This is a genomic window from Colwellia psychrerythraea (assembly GCF_000764185.1).
Lineage (GTDB): Bacteria > Pseudomonadota > Gammaproteobacteria > Enterobacterales > Alteromonadaceae > Colwellia > Colwellia psychrerythraea_B.
Window position 1 is genome coordinate 122918 of the sequence record NZ_JQEC01000042.1, and the last position, 23762, is coordinate 146679.

Annotated in this window: 9 protein-coding genes; 3 read left to right on the forward strand and 6 right to left on the reverse strand. The window is 37.4% G+C overall.

The window, feature by feature from the left end:
* Positions 1-314: 314 nt before the first annotated feature.
* The gene (locus GAB14E_RS25360) at positions 315-2288 is read left to right on the forward strand and encodes a metallophosphoesterase (protein WP_052093801.1); all 1974 of its coding nucleotides are present in this window, start codon (positions 315-317) and stop codon (positions 2286-2288) included.
* Here GAB14E_RS25360 and GAB14E_RS08025 read toward each other — a convergent pair.
* From GAB14E_RS08025 to GAB14E_RS24235, 3 genes are all read right to left on the reverse strand, one after another.
* Entirely contained in the window at positions 2268-4442 is a 2175-nt protein-coding gene (locus GAB14E_RS08025; RefSeq protein ID WP_033083072.1) for a winged helix-turn-helix domain-containing protein, read from the reverse strand. The genes GAB14E_RS25360 and GAB14E_RS08025 overlap by 21 nt on opposite strands.
* A 565-nt stretch (positions 4443-5007) precedes the next feature.
* Entirely contained in the window at positions 5008-5430 is a 423-nt protein-coding gene (locus GAB14E_RS08020) for a hypothetical protein (protein WP_033083073.1), read from the reverse strand.
* A 76-nt stretch (positions 5431-5506) separates the two neighbouring features.
* Entirely contained in the window at positions 5507-10672 is a 5166-nt protein-coding gene (locus tag GAB14E_RS24235; protein WP_052093802.1) for a collagenase, read from the reverse strand.
* A 1025-nt stretch (positions 10673-11697) separates the two neighbouring features.
* Between GAB14E_RS24235 and GAB14E_RS08015 the strand changes: the two genes are divergently transcribed.
* Positions 11698-14538, forward strand: a complete 2841-nt coding sequence (locus GAB14E_RS08015) for a TonB-dependent receptor plug domain-containing protein (protein WP_033083074.1) — start codon at positions 11698-11700, stop codon at positions 14536-14538.
* Between the two features lie 149 nt (positions 14539-14687).
* Positions 14688-17966 (forward strand): PKD domain-containing protein, encoded by a 3279-nt coding sequence (locus tag GAB14E_RS24240; RefSeq protein WP_052093804.1) that lies wholly within the window; start codon positions 14688-14690, stop codon positions 17964-17966.
* 242 nt (positions 17967-18208) lie between these two features.
* On the opposite strand, the gene GAB14E_RS08010 is transcribed toward GAB14E_RS24240, so the two are convergent.
* The 3 genes from GAB14E_RS08010 to GAB14E_RS08000 form a co-directional block, all read right to left on the reverse strand.
* The gene (locus tag GAB14E_RS08010) at positions 18209-19399 is read right to left on the reverse strand and encodes a trans-sulfuration enzyme family protein (protein WP_033083075.1); all 1191 of its coding nucleotides are present in this window, start codon (positions 19397-19399) and stop codon (positions 18209-18211) included.
* 91 nt (positions 19400-19490) lie between these two features.
* Positions 19491-21494, reverse strand: a complete 2004-nt coding sequence (locus GAB14E_RS08005; RefSeq protein ID WP_033083076.1) for a glycoside hydrolase family 97 protein — start codon at positions 21492-21494, stop codon at positions 19491-19493.
* 220 nt (positions 21495-21714) lie between these two features.
* The gene (locus GAB14E_RS08000; RefSeq protein WP_231562069.1) at positions 21715-23742 is read right to left on the reverse strand and encodes a hypothetical protein; all 2028 of its coding nucleotides are present in this window, start codon (positions 23740-23742) and stop codon (positions 21715-21717) included.
* Positions 23743-23762: the final 20 nt, after the last annotated feature.

Genomic DNA, 23762 nt, shown 5'->3' on the forward strand with positions numbered 1-23762 from the left:
TCGTGGTAACACATTGTATTAATAGTATATTTACATCTTGTTTTTAACGTTTTTTTGAGGTGGCTTTAAGAGGTTTTACTATGGTTTTGGATTGTTTAAATTAAAGTGAATGTTAGAAAAGATATTGTATTTAAAGTATCTGAGCGGTAATTTATAAAAAATAACATACAGTATAAATTCTGCTTGACTCAATCAAGCATGATGAATTATGTTGATTGGGATGTTATACAAATAACACAATAATAAGAAGCATATAGAAAATATGCGCCATTGGGGCACACCAATAATCAAAGATAAATATATAGGAACATATTATGCGCTTAAAGCATATTTGCGCCACAATATTTGCTGGATTGGTTATGACCCATGCACAAGGTGCAGACCTCATATCTCCAGCAAGTCAGTGGCAATATTACGATAAACCAGAATCCCCTGCCTCTCATTGGAATCAAGCCAATTTTGATCATAGTTTATGGATGAGTGGTTTTGCCGAGTTCGGTTATGGCGATGGCGGAGAAACAACAGTTACTTCATTTGGTGATGATCCTACCAATAAACCCATTACTCAATACTTTGCAAAAAACTTTACTATTAAAGACTTAAATAGCATAGACGCACTTAAACTGCGGGTTTTAGCCGATGATGGTGCTGTTGTTTATATTAATGGTAGTGAAGCATTTCGTTTAAACCTACCCATTAATCAAAGCCATAATACCTTAGCTTTAGATTCAACTTTAGAAAGCGCCTGGGTTGAACATGCTATTTCAAGTGCTTTATTGCACCAAGGTAAAAACTTGATTGCTGTTGAAGTTCATCAACTTTCTAAGCAAAGCAGCGATATAAGTTTTGACCTTGCATTAACATATACCCCTATTGAAGGTCATCAAACCTCAAAAAATTCATCTGATGTTAGTGTTGATTTACAGTCTAGTGTCAAAAGTGAAATGCCTGAGCACTTAGGTCATTTGCAGGCAGGCAAGGCTGAAAGTGTTTCAATCACCCAGCCGAAATCTTTTTCAAACTTATATAGAATAACAATAGGTGAAGGCGTACCTTCTTTAAACATTACAATGACTGGCGGCAGCGGTGATGCTGATTTGTATGTGCGCTATGGTCAAGCTGCAAAATTAAGTGACTGGGATCAACGTCCCTTTAAGCCAGGTAATAATGAGACAGTGAACTATCAAAACCCGCAAGCTGGGGTTTATTTTGTTTCATTATTTTCATATAAAGCTTTTGCTGATGTAAAATTAATTGCTAACTGGCAAGATCCCCTCGGCGCCAAGATTGTTAGCGATGGTCCTTATGTACTTGAAGATAAGCTAGGCTCTAAACAAGCTTATTGGATATGTGAGAATGCAGTACATCAAACAAGCGTGATCAAAAGTAAAGTTAACCGCCCCAAAGCTTGTGATTTATTACCTGAGCCCACCTTAACCCCCGCGCCTCATCTCATTGCTAAAAATGTATATAAAGGTGTAAAAAAAATAGTCGCATTAAGTGATATACATGGCCAATTTGATGTCTTAGTTGAGCTTTTAACTAATCATCATATTATTAATGAAAAAGGCGACTGGAGCTTTGCTGATGGCCACATGGTAATTACCGGTGATATGTTTGACCGTGGTGAGCAGGTTAATGAAGTACTGTGGCTTTTATATAAGCTTGATTTCCAAGCGCAACAAGCGGGTGGACGGTTACATTTATTAATGGGTAATCATGAACAAATGGTTTTTATGGGCGATCTTCGCTATGTTCATGAAAAATATAAAGTCACTGAAGAATTACTCAGTCGCAGCTATAACCAACTTTATGATAAAAACACAGAAATAGGAACTTGGCTACGTAGTAAACATACTCTCGTTAAAATAAATGATGCTTTATTTCTTCATGGTGGTATCAGCCTACAATGGATTGATAGAAAGTTAACTATCGGGCAAGTCAATCAACTGTTTCGGCGACATATTGATGATGAAAAAATGAAAATAAAAAATGATGATACCTTAAACTTTTTATTTTATAACCAGGGACCTACTTGGTTTAGAGGTTACTTTACTGAAGAATTCCCTGAGAAGGATGTCGATAAGTTATTAAACTACTTCGACATTAATCATATTGTTGTTGGTCATACATCACAAGAACAAGTGATGGGGCTTTTTAATAATAAAATTATCGCAATAGATAGTAGTATAAAGTTAGGAGAATCAGGTGAGTTATTGCTGCTTGAACAAGGGAAACTCACCCGAGGTTTATTTGATGGTTCAACATTAAGGTTGCAGGTCCACTGACCAAATATCACCATTTAACTGACTTATTTTACTCGCCGTAAAGTTATAGATTCGTTTTTTTGAACGAGAGCTTAACTCCAGCATAGGGTAAATCCCCACTCTGTGCTGCTCCCCTTTAGTTAAATCTAGCTGCCATAGCTCGCTTTGGTTTATATTTTCAAAGGATGATAGATAATATAAAAACTCATCATCAACAAACCAATTTCTAGGTAAGTCATACTGTGTTGAATTTGCTATCAAGTTAGGCACTGTGTTTCTATCCCATAACCAAATCCCAGCAGCTTTATGGCTTGTATAAACTATTTGCCGTTTATCAGGTGTTAGTCTAGCTTGATAAATGTTTAAGTCTGATAGTTTTTTCTTCTGTTGCAATTCCGTGTCATATTGAAATAAATACCAGCTATCTTTTTGTCTTTGCGTGAAAAGTATTAATTGGTTTGTTTGCCAGTCAGCAATATTTATCGGGCTTTGACCTAATGCAATTCTACTATGCTGATTTGTGTCAATTTGATAATTAAATAAATAATATTCACCTTTAACCTTTAAGGTTGCAACTAACTTTGTGCTATCCGGCGACCAACGTAAATCATAAATATAATCAGCAATACTTGACTCAATATGAGATAGATTATTACCTTGAAGTAGCCAAATTTCAGACTGCCCTGTGCGGTTGGACACAAAAGCTAAATTCCGTCCATTTTGGCTAACATCACCTTCAGTATCATTCGCTTGAGAAATGGTTAGGTTATGACCTAGATTTGCGTCTTTCAGTGGATAATTTACCACTTGAGTTGATTGCTTAGACTGACTAAAAATTAACTGTTCATTTCGAGCAATGAAATGCATATCGAGCGTGCTAAAGCTATTGTTCTCAATACTATTAATGCTTTCAACAGTTAACTTACCTGTCAGTGATAACCTTGACGTTCCCTTTGCTAAAGATAGCAACAACTCCTTATCATTTAACCAGACATAACTTAGTATTTGGGAAAAATTAGCGCTTATCCTTTGCATTTCACCTTGTAAATCCACCACAAATAAAGCTTGCTCCCGATAGGCAAAATGTCGGATAAAAGCAATTCGATTTCCATCCGGAGAAAACTTAGGTAACTGATCTTTTATCCCCGTTCCGCTATGAGTTAGCAGCTGGGGTTGCTTTAGTTCTGTATGTACAATGAAGATACTAGGCCTGCCTGTTTCCGGGTGGGCCTGAGTGTAAGCAAGTAAGTTTTGCTCGGGGTGCCAACTTAAACCATGACTTGTTTGTTTAAGCGTAATAATCGATTGAATATCATTGGAGTTAACATTAATTATCGCCAGCTCACTTTTATTTACTTGGTCTGAGATAACAGCTAAAGAAACATTGTCTTTGTTAAAAGTTGGATAGCTATAATTATGCTTTTTATTACCAAGCCAATACGTTTGGTTGTTAGTTTTATTTAATAGTTTTAATTGGTTTGGTTTACCTTTAGTTCTGGCTACGTAGACAAGTGACTCACCATTGTAAGAAACCACAGGCATAACATTCTGCTCTTGGCTATAAGTGAGACGACTTAGCTTTCTTTGAGAGCTATCTGACTTTTCCTGAGTGTCGAATACAGTGCTAAATAGGCCTACCAGGATTAGGGGGACTAAAACAATAGTTGAATAAGTCTGCCATAATTTCAACGGGTATCTGTCAAAAAATGATGACTCTTTAGTGGTTGATTTTACCTGAGCTTGTTTTGGTTTTAGTTTTAGTTTGTCAACTGCAGCATTTTTAGATGATAGGTTTTTTTCTATATTTTTCAGGACTGATGCTTGGTGTTCTTTAACTCGGGGGTCTTCTAATATTGTTGTTGGAGCAATTAATTTGTAGCCCCTATTGCGAATAGTAGCAATATATTGGGGGTTATTCGGAGTATCACCTAAAGAACGGCGAATATTCCACATTGCTCGATTGAGAGCATCCTCAGTGACAACTTGGTTTTTCCAAAATTCGGCAAATAAAACTTCTCTAGAAACTACATTATTAGCATGCATTACCAGATATTGAAGAATAGCCATGGCTTTAGGCTCAAGATGAATTTTACGACTTCCATGCCACATCAAATTCTGATTGGCATCTGCTTGCCAATCTCCTACTTGAAACAGATGAGGTAGGATTTCACTCATAGGCGAACTGTTATCATATATTTGTACCCAGTTTTTTGTTGTTATAGTTAGAGTATAATATTTTTATTAAAAAAAAAAGCCGCTCAAATGAGCGGCAAAGGATCACCTGAAATAATTTTACGAGGCTTAATTCATATAACTATTCTTCGGGGCACAAGTCCATCAGATGATTTACCATTAGATTAATGACTCAACAAACAGCAAGAATATTGAGTTATGGCTAAGTAGTAAACATTTGATGCAACTCTATTTGGCAGTATTTTAGAGTAAAAGCCAACCTACCAATTATGATGGTGCCTTATGTAACCTTACGGCATAAGCTACTGTTAATATTATCAATATTGTCTTCGTTAGTGACTTATAGCTGGTTATTAGTAGATATTGAAGCTTGTTGCACAAAGTTTTTCCTTTGATATTGGCAACTATTGAGTTGTATATATGGTGGCGTGCGTAATAGAGGGTAACTAGACTCAGCTTATTTATAGAATATATAACAGCAAAGAAACAACTAATAAAAAAACGCTGACTAGCAGCGTTTTGAATATATTATATTAGCAGGGACAACTTAATTGCTTGCACCTAATGGCGGTGCTGGTTCATTTACCTTCCTTGCTCGGCTAACCGGAGCATGTTCATGGCCATGTCCTTGAGTTACGTTATCTCTGGCATCTCTTGATTGGTTCGCGGTAAGAGGTGGAGGTGGAGCTGGTCTCGAATAGCCTCTTACTTCTCGTGGTGCTTCTTCTTGCTGGTGTTTACTTTTTTCTATTTGACGAGTTGTTTCCGTAGTGTTCTTGGTACTCGCTAGGTAAGCACTTTCGTTTTCCTCACCATGGATAATGCGACTATTTTGAATATTGCTCTGACCTGTTATTTCTTCAACAGGCTCTGCAAGTCCGTTCTCTTCATCACTTGATATGAGTTGATATCCAAATGCTGTAATAGCGGCGGTTACGGAAACCATGATCAATAACTTTATTGGTTTCATCTTTTAATCCTTATGACTCTGGTAAATAGCTGAGCTAAAAGCCACATAATTCGCGACCTTTAGCTCGTTATGATAATTATTGCACGCTTAACTGCAGTTTCATGCCACCGAAGTCACCCGTTAAGGTGATGTAATGCCAATAGACATCAGCCGATAGCTCAACAGTAATACTATCGTTATTACCATTACCATTTGCCATGCCGTCATTATCTTCAGCGGAAGGTCTACCATCAATTTTATATAAAATATCAGCATTTCCCCAGCCACCAGAGGTGGTTATCAGTAAAGATGATGCTAAGCCATCAGGGTTTGGTATAGAAAATGATGCTCTGCCAGATTCTGAGGTTATACACTCAACCGTACTATCAAAAGCAATATGACGCATCTCTTTGTCATAAGCATTTTCAGGGTTTTCAACTACACATGGAGAGAAATCCGTGCTGATAGTGACAGGTTCACCTTCCCAGTTGCCGGCTTGGCCACTGCTTAATGCTTCATCATCATTTGGACCAAACTCAACAATACCACTGCGTTGTGTTGATAAGTCGCTTACTAACCATAAGTTCCATTCTGCATCATAACTAGTCGCTATATTGTCGATAAACACTTGATAGTCTTGATATTGATTATTTCTTAAGTAAGCTAATATTTGATTAACATCATCTAGATGATTTTCAAACATAAACCTTACCGCTAAATATCCCCAACGGTAAATACGGTCTTGACCGACAGAGTAATCATTTTTAAAGATTTCAGACAAGGCATACTCTTGATTTTTTCCTAAATCAATCGCTCTAGTATTGTCATCAAGGTTTGAAATGTACTCAGCTAGTCCTTCTGTCCACCACACTGTGTCAGTTGACAAACCTGCCGAAAAACTACCATAGAGATTGAAACGTGCATCTAAATAATGAACGTACTCATGTTGTAAATTCCAAACATGAAAATCAGGACGTTTCCATTCGGCTTCATAAGCAATAAAGCGAGCTTGGTTTTTATCATTGCTTGGAGAACCTTCAAGGTACATACCACCATTATTGGTATCAATATTAAAGAATTGCCCAGCGTAGGTGCCATATTCGTCAGAAGAGTCAAAAACAACTAACTCAAGCGAGGTATTGTTATCATCAGCTACAGGTATCTCTAATGTTTCAAGTATTAGATGAAAGTTAGCTTCTTGTTGTCCAAGAACACCACAAATCCACTCACCCTGATCATTATATAGTTCTTGAGCACGTATTTTTAAGCTGTCAGAGCACTTATAGTTAAAAGACAATGTGTCTTTTTCTAACATATAAGCAAAACCACACATATCATAATAACCACAATCAGCGCGATCATAATAATCAGCCATACTCGCAGCAGCTAACCATATTACCTTGGTGTTATCATCTTTATTGGTTGAATCAATTACACCCTTAACTAACACCTTAACTCTTGGGATCATTTCTTCAATATGATACAAGCGACCTAATTCTCTTACCGCATTGACCAATACATATTCAGCGTCAGTATCTAAGATGTCTCTGTGGATTAATTGAAAATTATTTAAGGCATCTAATATACTGTCATCATAGGCAAAAATGGCCTGCATTTCATCATCCCATTGAGCGCGGAATAATATGGTGAATATTGCATTTGCTGCGCCATTCATACCCCGATTATTTTTCCATTGCTCATTATATTCTGCGAGTACCTTTAGAATAATATGGTTAAATTTCGAGCCTAAATTTGCAGAATCTATTAAAGTGATTGCTTCTCTTAGTACGGGTGCATTTTCATCACTTACAAGCCATGCATTGTCGTTATTAAAGAAAACATTTAGTGCATTAATAATATTATCTTGAGCAGCTGAGCTATATTCAGCAATATCTTCAGGAGAATAATACTGAACATAATAAGCCGCTCGTAAATAATACATCATCGACTCAAGACCAGTAGTATCTTCTCCTGAATAACTTAGTGCACGCTCCTCAATAGCCTTGGCTACAGATGTAACATTTTCTTCAGAGAATAATTGTGCTGCATCAGTACCAACTACTTGAAAGAGAGGGCTGACAGTTTGACTATCATTACTGGCTAGCTGATTAACAAGAGCAGTACCATCAAGGCTAAGATAAACATCTGCACCTGTTAACGGCTCTGAATTGTCATCTATATCAAATAAAGACGCATCTACTGTGTAATTGTTTGTTGTTTCGGTTAATACCGCAACAGCTACACAACTATCTTCACTATCAGCAATCATCATGCGATCACCTTGTGTCCATGTAATCGCGTTATAGCTATCGCCCTTTTCCAAGGTTTGATAATTTTTAGTTAGGTCCGCTTTTCCTATTGAAGGGTTTACCCAATAAAGCTTAACTGTATTATTCGTGGTATTGGTAATACTTATTGCTGCATCGCCAGTTGTGCGTTCATGCCAATTTAATAAATCACAGCTGCCTAGTGTATTTGCTGCTGGGATTATTTCACTAGTAATAGCATCGGCTACCATTGTTTGGTTGATTGTGTAGGTATTAACCGTTTCAGTCATAACTGCTACACCTAAACAATTTCGTACTTGGTCGGCAACAACTAAACGATCACCTTTCTTCCAGTTGTCAGCAGTATAATTTTCGCCATTATTTAAGGTTTTGTATGGGTAATCAAAATCTACTTCACCTGTGCTGCTATCTACCCAATATAAAGTTACCGGAGTATCTGTGCTGTTAGTAATACTAACGGTGGCTGATACGCTCGAGTCACGTACATATTGATAAACTAAATCACAGCTGCCAAAAGTATTTGCGGCTGGAATTATTTGCTGCGGTGGTGCTACCGCATCAGTATTGTTCTGTGCCCAATTAAGGAAACCATCACCATCTGTTGCAGAAATACGTGCAAGTTCGGTTTGGTATAAGCTTTTATCTGTTTTGCGTAGTGCCTCGACAAGTAGTGCTACATCTGCGGATCTTTCTTGTGAAAGATACTGCATAGCAAGATAGCTCCACGGGTATAGGTTGCTAAAGCCGTACTCCATAAACAAGATGTTATCTAATGGCGGGATAAATTCACCAACTACAGAGTTTAAGTTACGCTCATTACCAACATCCTTAGAGATGAACTCAGCCCAACCTTCGGCCCACGAAACGGTATTGTCATGGTAACTGTACTTGCCATATAAGTTGTATCGAGCATCAAGATAATGAACAAATTCGTGTTCTAAGTTATAAACATCACCACCGGCTGCACAAGAATACGGTACCCAAGCATCAGGACATTCCATGGCATGAAATCTTGCCACATTGCCCACTACAGAAGGATCGCCTTCAAGGTAAATACCACCATTGTCAGTGCTATGGTTAAAGAATTCGTAGCCATATTCATCATAATCTTCAGGTGAGGCATAAACTACCACCTCTAACTTTTGATTATTGTCGTCAGCAACAGGGATGTTGTTGGTTGCAAAGAAAGCATGAAACTTATCTTCAATTGCAGTCATCTTATTACAAGCGTTAACAAATTGATCGTTTGTCATCGCTTGTGAGCGAATAAGAATATTGTCGTTACATTGGTAGTTGATTGATAAAATGTCATCTACTGTCGGTTTTGCTATACAGTATTGTGCAAGCGCATCATTTTCATCACATAGGCGGTTTGTTGTTTCCAAGAAAGTGGCTGTCACTTCTTTTTTTGCCGTATCTACAGAGATATCATTGGTCACCTTATCAAAAATTTCAATGATGATACTATCAATACGTGCTTGGGTGGCTTCATCGGCTATGTTACTAACATTACCTAAGGCAATGAATAAATGCCCTAAAATCCACTTCTTATCTTTATCATCATCCCAGCGTAAGTCTAAACCGGTTTCACCTAAACCATAGCTGCGTAACACCGATATCACTTTTAACATATTGTCATTAAATGCTGAGTGTAAAGCACTGCTGTTATCAGCATAATAGGCCATGTCATAAACAGCTTTAAGAAGCTGGTTAGTACTGGCGCCATAATTTGCATGGGTGTATGGCTCTGAAAGCTCTGAATATACTTGCAGCAGAGCAAGTAAGTGTGGCAGTTGCTCTGCAAAATACTCACTAATGGGTGAGTTAGTAAAGTTGAGCATTGCGGTTGCGTAGCTCTCTTGAATTAAACCAACGGGAGCATTAGTTGAGTGAAACTCACTCATTTTAGCCACCGCTTGCAAAGCATTACTCAGACGTTGCGCTTCATCACGAGTAAAGTCTTGATAAGGACCATTGAAGCTATAATTTTTTAAAAAGTACATTAATTGATCTAAATCAATACTGTTTATATCATCTTGTTCCGCAAGGAAGTGAATAGCGTTGGCTACATCGGTGATAGGGTCTATTGAACCACTAGATATGGCAGACCAATCACTCCAAGAGCTGGCTATAATTTGATTTACAGTGTCAGTAAATTCGCTGATCGAATTAAGCTCAGGTAAAGGAATATTTACTGGGACATCTTTATCGATAACGACATAGTCATCTGAATCTGAACTTGAAATTGCACTAACCAATAAGCTAACTCCTTGGTTCTTACCAAAGATGCTGACATATAAACGTCCGCTATCAGCATTAACTATTAAGCTATTTTCAGTACCCTCATTTTCAGAAAACTCAGTATAACGTGATCGTGTCGCCCATTTCCCTTGGTTAATATAAATATCAGCATCACCCGTACCACCCGAGGTAGTGATGGTGATATTGGTATTGTCTTGTTCAACTTCAAGATGATAGTAGAGTCCGTTGCCTGAAATACATTCTTGCTGATCTAATGTTAAGGCATTGCCACTTAAGGTTTTGGCACCACACATGCCATCATTAATTGATGTATCTTGAACTTTAAAGCTTACTTGTTCGTGCTTGCCAAAAAGGCTGATGTAAAGTCTGCCTTCATCAGCCACTAAATCGAGTTGCTCAACCGTGCCTGGGTTATTTGTTCTGTTATCGTTTCTGCTACCCGTTGCCCAACCTGCTGTGCTGGTTAGGATGTCGGCTTGACCTGTGCCACCAAAGGTTGATATTTGTAACGGCGTGCCATCATTTTCAATATCAACCCAAAAATATAGACCGTTGCCGGTAGTACATTCTTTTTGCCCAAGGGTCAGGGCATTACCTGTTGTGGTGGAGTTGCCACACATTTCGGTTTCACTTGCATTACTATTCACTGAGGTAACGAGAGTTGTGATTACTGTTACAGCGGTGAGAAGATTTTTTATTATTTGATAATTCATAATAACTTCCTATCTCATTGTTTAATTTATATTTTTATTGTTTTTGGTATTATTAGTAACTTTATTTATACCTAACTTTTATTAACGGCTTACCTCGAGAAGACTCCTTCTAACGAGAGGTAAGCGCTCTTGTATACAAAATGAGTTTTTGTATACAATGTTATTAGTACTAAAAATTAAATTGCTTCGATAGTGGCGAAAGCCAATGGTTATCTTTGGTAAGGTTTCACTAGGTTGGGTAAACTAATTAGAAATAGGAGTAAATAGATAATGCTTAATTGCCTTTATCTAGATGTAGCCAATAAAAACATGAAATTCCCGCCACTTATCTAATATATTTTAAATTAGCTATGTGACTATCAAACCCCCTTCAATTGACTCAAGTGTCTTCGACGGATCTACACAGATTTAGCATCAATATACCTACGGAGATTTTCATCTTTTCGATGCACAAACATGCACACTTTCATTTGTTTTACTGTGTAATTAAGTGGCGTCAGTGTCTTTTTTTTCTAAAGTGTTAGTTAACAGCGAGGGATTGATAGTTGTTTTTCACTGATCTTGATAGCTAGATATATACATTAATTAACCATACTGAATTTTATCAACATAAGAGTTATATATAAGCCTCATATATTAGCCTTAGCCTAATTCGTATGATCTCTAAACTGCGGTATATCATCCCTCAACCAGAATGTCTTACCAAGAAAATACCCAGCTTATATTGATAAATACGCTATTCCTATGCCCCCCCAATCATAACTAATGCTAGCTGATGTTAGCTGATTATTGTCTTTTCATCATTCTTAACGGCATTAATTTAGTTAAGTTACCTACTGTAATCTGAAGTTATATGTGACAACAAAATACATGCGGTAACCCCAAAATGACCTGACTATAAGTTAAAAAATATAAATGGAACTTATAAATTTTGAAAGCTAATAGCTTCTAATTTTGTATTGAAGGTTACGTTTATAAAATCTAACGATAAAAAAAATAGCTAAAAATTAATGGGGATAAAAACAATGAACAATAAATTTTTTAAGCACTCACTTATATGTACAGCAGTAGCGACAAGCTTGATTCTTTCTCAGCAAGCTTTTGCAGAACAGGAAACGACTCTTAAAGAGAAAGACGTCGAACGAATATCTGTAACTGGTTCACGTATTGCGAGAATTCATACCGATACACCCTCACCCGTAGTATCACTAGATCACCAATCAATTAAAAACACTGGCTTTATGAATGTGAACGATTTGCTCACTAAAATGCCTCAGTTTTCTCTAAGTAATGACAGCTCAACGGGTAATTACTCTTTTGGTAATGCCGGTTTAAATACCGCAAACTTACGTGATTTGGGCTCAGAAAGAACCCTTACCATAGTTAATGGCCGTCGTATTGTGCAATCAGCCAAAGATGATGGGATTTTAGTGACAGATACTGGATTTATCCCCATCGACTTATTAGAGCGAACCGATATTTTAACTGGTGGTGCATCTTCTACTTATGGCTCAGATGCAATCGCTGGTGTGGTTAACTTTGTGTTGAAAAGAGACTATGAGGGCACAAGAGTAAGTGGACAAATTGGTGAGTCAGGTTACAACGATGGTAAAGAGAAAAGTTTTACGCTAACTACCGGTCATAATTTTTTAAATGACGATGCCAACATTGTTTTTTCTTATGACTATTATGATCAAGGTTATGCAGCAACAGCTAAGCGTTCAGGTGCGGGTAGTAGAACCGACTGGATAACAAACCCGTTACATAACCCTGATGCTGAAAATGTAGATAGCGACGGTATTCCAGCTAAAATTATCGCACATGACATTACTTGGCCTGACTATAATATTAATGGGCAAATCATTCAAACGAAGAACTACGACACTGGTTTTTCTGATTATTATGATATAACCAATGTTGGTGCTGATTACTTATTTGACAGCAGTGATATTCATAACTCTTACCGATTATTAAATCCTAACGGCTTTGATCCTGCTGCTGATGGTAAAGTGAGGTCGCCTTATGAGCGTCATAACCTTTATTTATTATTTAACTATGCCCTTAGTGATACAACACAGTTAACCACAGACATACGTTATACCGGAGTAGAATCTCAAAATACAACTTCACCAGAGTTTAGCTATGGTTCATGGGGCAATAGCAGTGACTTTGCCGATGACGTTGAATTATCTCAAGAAGTGTGGGACTTATTAGACAGTGATGGCGGCTGGTATAAAGCACCTTACACCTTGAATGATCTTGGCCCAAGAACAAGTCGTACTGATCGTGATTTACTGGCAATAAGTGCCACCCTAGAGGGTGAGTTTGCTAATGGCTGGCTTTGGGACGTTTATGTTTCATCCGGCATTACACAGACAGACGTGTTACGCCTTAACAACGCTAATGACTATCGCAGAGTTGATAATCATACTTATGGTGCCAACGGTATTTGCGGCGTAGAAGACATGTCTTGTCCAGCATGGAACTCTCTACAGCCAATGAATGCTGAGGTTGTTGACTATGTTAGGCTTGATCCTTTTGGTCAACAAATTACTAGCGAGCAACACTTATTTTCAACGAGTTTGTCAGGCGACCTCTATGAATTACCTGCGGGTGATTTAATGTTTGCTGCGGGTATCGAAGGCCGACGTGAGTCAATAGATGTTCAAGTCGATGATACTTGGCAAGATGAAGATCTTTCTGGTAGTCAAAAACTGCCATGGAAAAAGGCGCGCAACATTGTTGAGGCTTTTGCTGAAATAGAAGTACCATTGGTTAGTGATGTTTTCCTCATTAACGATTTAACTTTAAATACAGCTATTCGATATGCTGATTATAGTTATTCGGGTCAAAATACTAGTTGGAAACTAGCATTAAACTGGAGTCTTTTTGAGGGTATAGCTTTAAGATCAACATATGCGCATGCCGTACGTGCTCCGCAGTTAAAAGAGATGTTTGGTGCCCCTTCCACAGGATTCTCTAGTGGTTTAACCGACCCTTGTGACCAAACCAATGTGAACAGTTTACCAGCAGATGAAAAATCGACTGTTATTGCTAACTGTCAAGCCTTTGGTATAGAAGACCCTGAGAACTTTGCTTCTGAAACCAATTTAGGCAATGGTACTGATACAACTACCTCGGGTAATCAAATTCTAGAAGTAGAAAAAGCAGACACATTAACAATAGGCTTAGTTTATCAACCCAGCTTTATTGATAATTTAGCTTTGACCGTTGACTACTTTGATATTGATTTAACAGACTCAATTGAAAATACTTCCTCATCAGAAATTCTATATGGCTGTGCCGAATCTATTGATATTAATAATAGTATTTATTGCCCGCTCGTTTCTCGAAAAAGTGATGGAAATATTAGCAATGTTTTAAAAGCGCCAGTAAATAAAGGCGCTTTTACACGACGAGGGATTGATTTCGAGGCAAATTATTCGCTTGAGTCAAGCTTTGGTGATTTAAACTTTGCACTTTATGCCACTCATACCATTCAAGTGTCCGATCAGAGTTCACCAACTGACGAAGCCTATAATTGGCGTGGTGTTTATGATACGCCTGATTGGAAAGGACGCTTTGTAGCTAACTACAGCATTAACGCAGTAAGAGTTAATTGGTCTGTTGATCATACCACCTCAACCTTAGTTAAACGCAATGCCACTATCGAAGATTATGATCGCCCTGAAACTCCTAGCTTTACCGTTCATAACGCGCGCCTAGCTTATGATTTATCGGATTCAACAGAAATATATTTGGGTGCGCGCAATATATTCGATAAATCTTGGACTGCTCACCCAACTACATCTGGGTATAACCTAATGGGCCGTTATTACTACGGTGGGTTCAGCTATGAATTTTAGCGTCAAAAACTTAATTCATTAGCTTTATAGGTTATGCACTTTCACCTATTCGTCTGTGTGTAGCCTTTTTAATGGGGCTTAAACGCTCTCCCCCTTAGTTAACTAATTCAAAAAAACCACTTTTTAATTAAAATAAAAAGGCAATACCTATGATAACTAAAACTAAAAGCAATAAATTTTGCCATAACGGATTTGCAAAAAACATTATTACAACCACTTTACTGCTAACTTTAGCCAGTACTACAAATGCATGGGCTGCAGAAATTGTCCGAGGCCCCTATGTGCAGATGGCCACTGACAAAAGTATGACCATAAGGTGGAAAACCGATGTTGCAACCAACAGCCAAGTAAGTTTCGGTAATGCTGTTGATGCATTAAGTAATAAAGTCTTAGAGGATGAATTAACCACTGATCATGAAGTGAACATCGAAGGCTTATCGGCGTTAACCCGATATTATTACTCTATTGGCTCTTCTGCAGAGCAACTTGATGGTAATAATGCCGAAACCTTTTTTGAAACATCACCAACGACAGGTGAAGCTGTACCAACAAGAATTTGGATATTAGGCGATCCAGGACGTGCCGGTGATAACCCAACAACCTTAGATCAAAAAATAGTACGTGATGGGTATTACAACTTCGCTAATGGCAAACATACAAATTTTTGGATGATGCTTGGTGATAATGCCTACCCAGATGGCACCATTGAAGAATATCAAAATGCAGTGTTCAATCAATATCCTAAAATGTTGAAACAATCTACCTTATGGCCGGCAATGGGCAACCATGATAACCGCACAGCCAAAGTAGAAACGGGTACCGGTGGTTATTACGACTTATTTACTATGCCAACCAAAGGTGAAGCAGGTGGTGTGCCGTCGAATACGGAGGGCTACTTTTCTTTTGATTACGGTAATATTCATGTTATCTCTTTAAACTCTAGTGATGAAGAGCACTATGATGTAGATGTAACAACTAATGCTGATGGCTCTATTACCTACAGCGGCGCACCAATGGCCCAGTGGCTTGAAGATGATCTCGCTAGCAGCAATGCTGAATGGCTTGTTGTCATATTCCACCACCCGGTTTACGGCAAAAGTGGCCATGATTCAGACACTGAATATAACATGGTAAAAATGCGCGAGGTATTTAACCCTATATTAGAAAAGCATGGTGTTGATCTTGTCATGATGGGTCATAACCATTTTTATACACGAACCGCTTTAATTAATGGCCATTATGGTAACTCATCAACTTTTGATAGCAGTAAACATATACTAAATGGCGGCAACGGACGTATTGATGGTGATGGTGCTTATGTTAAAACCGCCGGCAAAGCGAATGATGGCACCATATATATTACTCATGGTGCTAGCTCTGGTGACGGTAATGGTCATGCTGAAGTGGTAACTGATGAAGATAAAGCTTCAGGTAAGCGTCATCCAAGTGATTATATTTATGGTGGACGTGGCTCAATGTTGTTAGAGATTAACAATAAAACATTAAAAATGAATGTGTTAAATCCACAAGGTGTAGTTAAAGATTATTTTACCATTGAACATACTGATAAAAATCCTCCGATAAATATCAAGCCAGAAGCTATTATAAATGGTCCATATGTTGCTACCACTGCCGATGAAATATCTTTTTCAAGTGCAGGTTCTAAAGATTCTGATGGCTTGATCAGTAATTTTTTATGGAACTTTGGTGATGATACTACTAGCAATGAAGAAAACCCTAGTCATCGCTACCTTAGTGCCAATGACTACACAGTCACATTGCAAGTAAGAGACAACAAAGGCGCTGTTGATATAGTTACCACAACGGCGAGCATTACTGCTGGCGTAATTGATAATACCTTAGTAAATGGCGAGTATCGTTTGCTTAGTGGCGTAGCTTCATCAGAGCAACACTTCAATATTAATATACCTGTTAATGCCACAGATCTTACCTTTAGCTTATCTGACGGCAGCGGTGATGCGGATTTATACTTAAATCAAGGTTTACCTGCATCTATGAATGATTTTGATTGTCGTCCATACAAGCCTGGTAATAATGAATTTTGTGAGGTTCCAGCGGTTGTCGAGGGCGCGTACCATGTAATGGTTCGTGGCTATAAAGGTTTTGACGATGTTAAATTAACTGTAACTTTTGGCTTAAATAATCAACCTCCAATTGCCTTAATATCACCAGTAGATCCAAGTACAGTAGGTAATCTGGTAAGTTTTCAGGGCGCTAACTCTACAGATCCGGATGGTGAGATTGTTAGCTATAACTGGGATTTTGCTAATGGAGATATAAGTAGTGAAATCAACCCAAACTATATATTTGATACTATAGGAACATATGTTGTTTCATTAACTGTAGAAGATGATTTAGGTTTAACAGATACTGCGACAATAGAACTAAATGTAACTGAAACTGATGTCAATCAAACGATAACAGACGCGTGTTTACAAAATGCTGAGATTAAGTCGCAAGGTAAATTACTCTTAGATACAACATATTGTTTAGCTGAAATTATTGACGGTGGTCAATTACAGTTTTCATATTATGTAGAAAGTGAAGATGTGGATAAAACGCTAAATGTATATACTGAGCATGGTGAAGGTAATGCCAACATTTATCATCAATATAAATCACGTCCAACCACGTTGCAGTACGATAACGTAGCAAATAACGACGACAATAAAGAGCATATTCAACTGTCTAATGTACAAGGTGGCTGGCATTATATTCATGTTCGCGCTAATGATACTTTTGCAGGTACTAGTTTAAAAATATCTTTTGATAACAACCAACAACCACAAGCTGATATCAATGGTCCATACAATAGCAGTATTTCACAAGCCGTTACTTTCTCAAGTGCTGGCTCGTTTGATATTGATGGCAATATTGTTGCTTATGATTGGGACTTTGGTGATGATGAAGTGAGCAAGCTAGAAAACCCTACACACCAATATGCCAACTCAGGTGTGTATTCTGCAAGCTTAACCGTGACTGATAACCAGGGTATTTCCCATACCGACACGGCACAAGTAATTATTACTAGTGAGCCGGTTAGTGAAATAATAAACGCCTGTGAAAATGGTGGTTCAGTTATATCAGGATCAAGAGTATATGCAGATACCGCTTATTGTTTGGCTAATACCAGCGACCAAGGGCAAGTCCAACTATCTTATATGGTTAAGAGTGAAAATGCAGGAAAGAACTTAGAGATTAACCTACGTTATGGTGACGGTAATGCTGATATGCTCTATCGCCTCGATTTTCGCCCTACAGAAAGTACCTATGATAAAAAGTCTGCAAGTGAGGGGAATAATGAGACTATTGTGGTAGAAAGTATTCAGCAAGGTTGGAGCTATATCCACATTAAAGCTAACCCTAACTTTAGTGCACCGACATTGTATTTAAGATATATAGATTAATCTATTGGCTTAGCCGTTTAATAAAAAACGAGTAGTAACCCTACTCGTTTTTTATTAACTATTGAAAATTGAAAGTAAACATTAAGTTTGAAGCCTAACATAAATAAAATTATTGCTAACAAGCACCTCGAGGTTTATTCAAGAGCTGAAGATGAATTAATGCAAAAGGTATAATAATTTAAAGTGACTGTGGAAGTTTTCAATAATGAGGAAGTAGATACAAATAAATCACATTAAATCATTTACTCTATTAGCTTCAACGCTTGAGAAAGATCTAACAATAAGTCTTCAACATTTTCTAAACCAACAGAAATACGCATATCCCCTAATGAAATCGCCATTCTTTTAAATTGCTCGGGACTTTGCTCTTTCAAATAGCTGATAGCTGGTGCATAAATCAAACTTTCATGTCCTCCCCAACTAACACCAATTTGAAATAATTCAAGATGATTAAAAAAACTTTTTATTTTCACAAGATCGTTTGTTTTTAACCTAAAGCTCATTAAGCCACTAAAGCCTGACATCTGCTGTTGAGCCAGCTCTGCTTGAGGGAAGTTTGCGAGACCGGGGTAATTAACAAGTGCTATCTGTGGATGAGCATTTAAAAATTCTGCTATTTTTAAAGCGCTCTGTTGATGTCGATCCATTCGTAAATCTAAGGTACGTAAACTGCGTAATAATAGGGATGCTTCAGCGGGTGCCATTTTGGCGCCAAGTAGCTCGTATTCTCTAATATGTATCGCATCTATCAATTCTTTACAACCAATCAATACCCCTGAAACAATATCGCTATGTCCGCCTAAATACTTAGAACAAGAATGGATTTCAAGGTCTATGCCTAACGCTAATGGTTTCTGAAATAATGGAGTAGCCCAGGTATTATCAATTGCGGTAGCTATATCATATTTTTTAGCAACAGCAGTTATTAGTGCCAAATTTTGTAAACTGAATATTACTGATGATGGACTTTCTAAATAAATCAATCGGGTATTAGGTTTTATCGCTGCAATTATTTCATCAATATCATTACCTGAAACATAACTAACTTCAACATTCATCTTGGGGATCAAAAAATCATTAATAAGGCTAATCGACGGCCCATAAATATTTTTTAAAGTGATAATATGATCACCTGCAGATAAAAAATGTAACATACCCGCAGAAACAGCGGCCATACCAGAAGCAAACAATTTACTTTTATCTCCACCGGCTAAGGTTGCTATTTTTTGCTCAACTAAGGCAACAGTAGGGTTTTTACCTCGGGTGTATATTGAGTTGTTAATTTTATCTTCAAATGCTTGCTCTATTGCTTCCCAGCTAGAAAATGTAAACAATGAATTTTGATAAGTAGGCGGTACAACGGCACCAAATTGGTCTTGATATTGATCTTTATCATGTACCATTAAGGTATTTAGATGACGTTTATTTTCCATAACTTACTTCTCTATTTTCTTTTTATAAGAACAGCCAAAAACAACCTACAACTTGCTGCAAAAAAAATCTCTAAATATCAACAGATCCTAGTTATTTTACTTTTACTTTTACTTTAATTAGCCTAGCGACCCAACCACCACTTGGCGCAAGTCTAACTTTAACTTTATTAAGGCGAGTTACTGACTGTTTATTAATTTGATAATCACTCGCATATTTTTCAGAATTTATGCCATCGGCAAAGCTTTCCATTTGATAATCACCCGAAGATAAAAAAGATAAATCAACGGTAAAGTCATGAGCCTTACTATTTCCCATAATACCAACAAACCATTCATCACCTGAACGTCTAGCAGTGATGATATGGTCACTGATCTTAGCCGATAATATACGTGTTTCGTCCCAAACGGTCGGTATAACACTAATGAATTGAGTAGACTGATATTCTTTTAAATAATTTGAAGGGCTATCAGCAAGCATTTGTAACGGGCTTTCAAAAACAACATACATAGCCACTTGATGAGCTCTAGTAGTTTTGCTCATGGGCCGGTCAAAAACGATATTAAAGTTTTTTGAATGTGCATTAATCATAGCCCCTGGCGTATAATCCATAGGCCCTGCTAACATTCGAATAAAGGGTAATGTTAGGTTATGTTCAGCAGTAATGTAGTCCGCCCATTTATTATGTTCTAAACCTCTAAGCCCTTCTCTGGTGATCACATTAGGATAAGCACGACGTAGGCCTGCAGGCTTATAAGAGCCATGAAAATCAACCAACAAATGTCTTTTAGCGGCTTGCTCTGCTACCTTCCAGTAATAATTAACCATTGCCTGATCATCCCGTTGCATAAAATCAACTTTAATGCCGGCAGCCCCCCATTTTTCATAGGTATCTAGTGCTCGTTCTAGTTGTTGATCAAGTGTTTCCCAAATAACCCAGAGAATAACGTCAACATTTTTAGACTTACCATAATCGATAATTTCTTTTACATTAATATCTGGAACCACATCTAAGACATTACCTAAATGGTACCAGCCTTCGTCCATCACAATGTATTCAAGACCATATTGTGCAGCAAAATCAATATAATACTTATAGGTTTGAGTATTAATGCCTGAAGTAAAGTCAACACCATAAATATTATTAGCATTCCACCAATCCCAAGCCACTTTTCCTGGTTTTATCCAAGAAGGATTTGCTATTTTTAATTCGTCAGCTAATAAATATGATAATTCATTGGTTAACAGTTCCGCATCTGTTTTACCGATAGCAATGACACGCCATGGAAAGTTTCTTTCAGCTTGATTAGCCGTTATTTCAACTTTTGCTAAATAACTTGCACGTTTTATTATATTTTCATTACGATCAGATTTTTCTTTAAGTTCACTTTTTAAAACTTGTTTTGGAAATAAAGCTGATAAGGCTGTTTTATCGCTGCCCTTTAGCCACATACCAGGGTAATCACGTAAACCAGTTTCAGTTATTACCACTTTTGTATTGGTTTTATTTGAATGCATTACATCAATTAATAACGGTAAGCTTGCAAATTGTTTAGAAGATATTTCAGATAAAAGCTTAGGTAAATACAATCGTTCGTTGTGAGAAATAAAACTCTTTTCTTCTGGAAACAATACTTGATGATCATTATCAAAATTAAAGAGTGCCAACTCTGAATTCACAACTAAAGTACCTATTTTTTGCGTACTAAACCGATATGCCATGCCTTGGTCAAAAATACGAAAAGTTACACTTTGTTTATTATCAAATTGTAATGAAATTTCATTATAGTGCTCAACAACGTCTTTTGATTTTTGCTGCACATGAGGGTTTAAAATACGATGAACACTGTTACGCTTGACGCTAATGATTTTTTTAGAACTATCGACTCCTTCAATAGTTAACTCAGCTTTAGAATCTACAAGCACAGCTTGCCCTGAAACATTTAATGAATAATTTAAGCTATTATTTAAGCTGACAGATAGCTCCAACTTTCCATCAGGGGAAGTGATAATAAATGTTTGAGCGTAACTTTTAACGATAAAAAAATTACACAATAATAGTGCAAGGCACGCTATATTCTTGAAACCAAGGTTCATGACTTAATACTCTTAATATAAAGATAGGAGACTGAGAATTAGAGAAGATAAACCCCAAGAGTAAACTTCTCTGTTTATTTAGGCGCGGTTGATCACTTGAGATTATTTTTGCAGCAAATCATTGGCTATTTATACAAGGCAGAGCCTTTAAAATAGGGTTATTCTACATAAACAGGCGATAACGCCATAAAATGCCCAACAAACGCTGTCCGGGATTGGGCTAAAAACTAACACTTACAGGAGCCTGCCCATCCCAATTAATCTGTTGAGTTTTACCATCACCATGATTAACTGTTATTTCAAAGTTAGCGCTTTTACGAGTAACACAAACATTAAAATCATTAGCCAATGCACGGACGTGATTTAAGCACATATGATTCCATTCACTTGGTAAATATGGCGCCACATTAAAACGATTAAAACCAGTTGGTTCAATTCCAAATAAGCCTTCTATTACCGTACGAGCATATAAAGCACTTTCTGCTGATAAATGACGTTGATTGCCTTCTGGCCATGCTTCTACAGCATAGGGAACATGCTCACCTAATAGTCTTTTACGTGAGTAATATTTAAAATAACGCATCGCAGTATCTGTTTCTTGCGCCGTGAATATACCTCTAAAGGCATATAAAGTTGCTCGATCCCAAAAGGTTTTATTGCCGGCTTCACTATAGATGCCATCAGCGCTCCAAAGGTGCTCAGATAATAAAGCGTTTAGAGTTGCCTCTTTACGGTCAAAAATACCAAAAGTGAGAGGTAAAGCGATCCAAGCTCGAAGCTTATCGTTACCTTGATAATACTGATAAGTATCAAATCCTTGAACATTAGCACCAAAATAGTTTTCAATTGCCGTACGTAATGCTATGGCTCTATTTTGATAGTCTTTAGCAATATCTTCACGGCCTAATTCATTATTTAAATGATTCGCAGAAATCAAAGCACCGTAAGTCAGCATATTGGTACTTAGATTAAAATCACCTGCTGGAAAACGACCTTCAAGTTCATCGCTATCGGAACCAATAACGCCCTCTTTATTCATTTTGCTATAACTAAAGTCAATGCACCAATCGATAAGCGCTAATAACTCAGTTGCTTGATTTTTATCAGCTATTGCCAAGGCGTAACGACTAGCACCATAAGCTATCATGGCGCAATCACCACGGTCACCCGCGCCATCCCAAATATCATCACCTTCAGCAATAATTGAAGATGGAATATGTTTACCTTCATTATTCATAAAGCGAGCAAAATGGCGGAAGCTGTTTATTGCTGATTCATTACCCGTTTTGTTCCCTAAAAATGGAAAAAATGGATTGATGTATTCCGCCTGATCATTAGCCCAAATAGCAGCGTAGTACCGACCACCACCCGGTGCATGCATTAAGCCACCTTTGGTACGAAAGATACTTTCTGCAGAGCGTAACTTAGCAAAATCGAACATTTTATTTAAAATAGGGTCAGGTGTTACTAATTGCAGATTATTTTTAAGACTTTTAACATAAACAAGACGCTTTTGAATTTCATCTGCACCATTAAAATCTGCAATTTGACCTTGTTTAGTCGCAATATATTTAACAAAAACATCTATCGACTCACCTGCTTTTAAACTTATTCCTGCATATTTATCACTTTGGGCAACGATGCTATAAACACCATAAGTTCCTTTCTTAGCAGCTGTTTTCACTTGATAATTTAATGCATCAATGGAAATCTCTACTTTGGTCTTACTTGTATTTGCAAAGTGTAGTTGCTCAACCATTACCGCTTCTGTAGTACTAGGAGATAAAGTGCGCGTAAGCGTGACATCGTTATTTAATAGACTTGTTAATGTGAGTACACCATTAAAACGCACATGTTTTAACTGTTCTTGATTAGTTACTTGCCCATTGATTTTTATGTTAGGTGAAACCGAAAGAGGAAAATCATGAATTAAACTGGCGTGGGTATCATTAGGTATAGTTCTTAACATTGGCCAAACAAGTTTACGATTTAAAGACAACTCCCCCTGTTTATCGCTACCATAATAGATAATCGCAGATATTTGCTCACCACTCATTTCAATATGGTCTTCATGGCTATCAGTAACTTGCCACTCTATACCTTGTTCAGTTAGTGCCCAGCGATCAGTCAACGTATTAGCCAAACTATTTATGCTACTTTCTGGGTGATTAGCAACTTCTACTTGTTCAATACCACTACAGCCCACGAGACTAGACAACAAAATAAAACTTGAAACAAACTTAAGCAAAATAATTGCCTCCAATAATA

Bases quoted from the DNA above. Each gene is read 5' to 3' on its own strand.
- GAB14E_RS24240 (WP_052093804.1), top strand. From the start codon at position 14,688: ATGATAACTAAAACTAAAAGCAATAAATTTTGCCATAACGGATTTGCA.
- GAB14E_RS08020 (WP_033083073.1), bottom strand. From the start codon at position 5,430: ATGAAACCAATAAAGTTATTGATCATGGTTTCCGTAACCGCCGCTATT.
- GAB14E_RS24235 (WP_052093802.1), bottom strand. From the start codon at position 10,672: ATGAATTATCAAATAATAAAAAATCTTCTCACCGCTGTAACAGTAATC.
- GAB14E_RS08005 (WP_033083076.1), bottom strand. From the start codon at position 21,494: ATGAACCTTGGTTTCAAGAATATAGCGTGCCTTGCACTATTATTGTGT.
- GAB14E_RS08015 (WP_033083074.1), top strand. From the start codon at position 11,698: ATGAACAATAAATTTTTTAAGCACTCACTTATATGTACAGCAGTAGCG.
- GAB14E_RS08025 (WP_033083072.1), bottom strand. From the start codon at position 4,442: ATGAGTGAAATCCTACCTCATCTGTTTCAAGTAGGAGATTGGCAAGCA.
- GAB14E_RS08010 (WP_033083075.1), bottom strand. From the start codon at position 19,399: ATGGAAAATAAACGTCATCTAAATACCTTAATGGTACATGATAAAGAT.
- GAB14E_RS25360 (WP_052093801.1), top strand. From the start codon at position 315: ATGCGCTTAAAGCATATTTGCGCCACAATATTTGCTGGATTGGTTATG.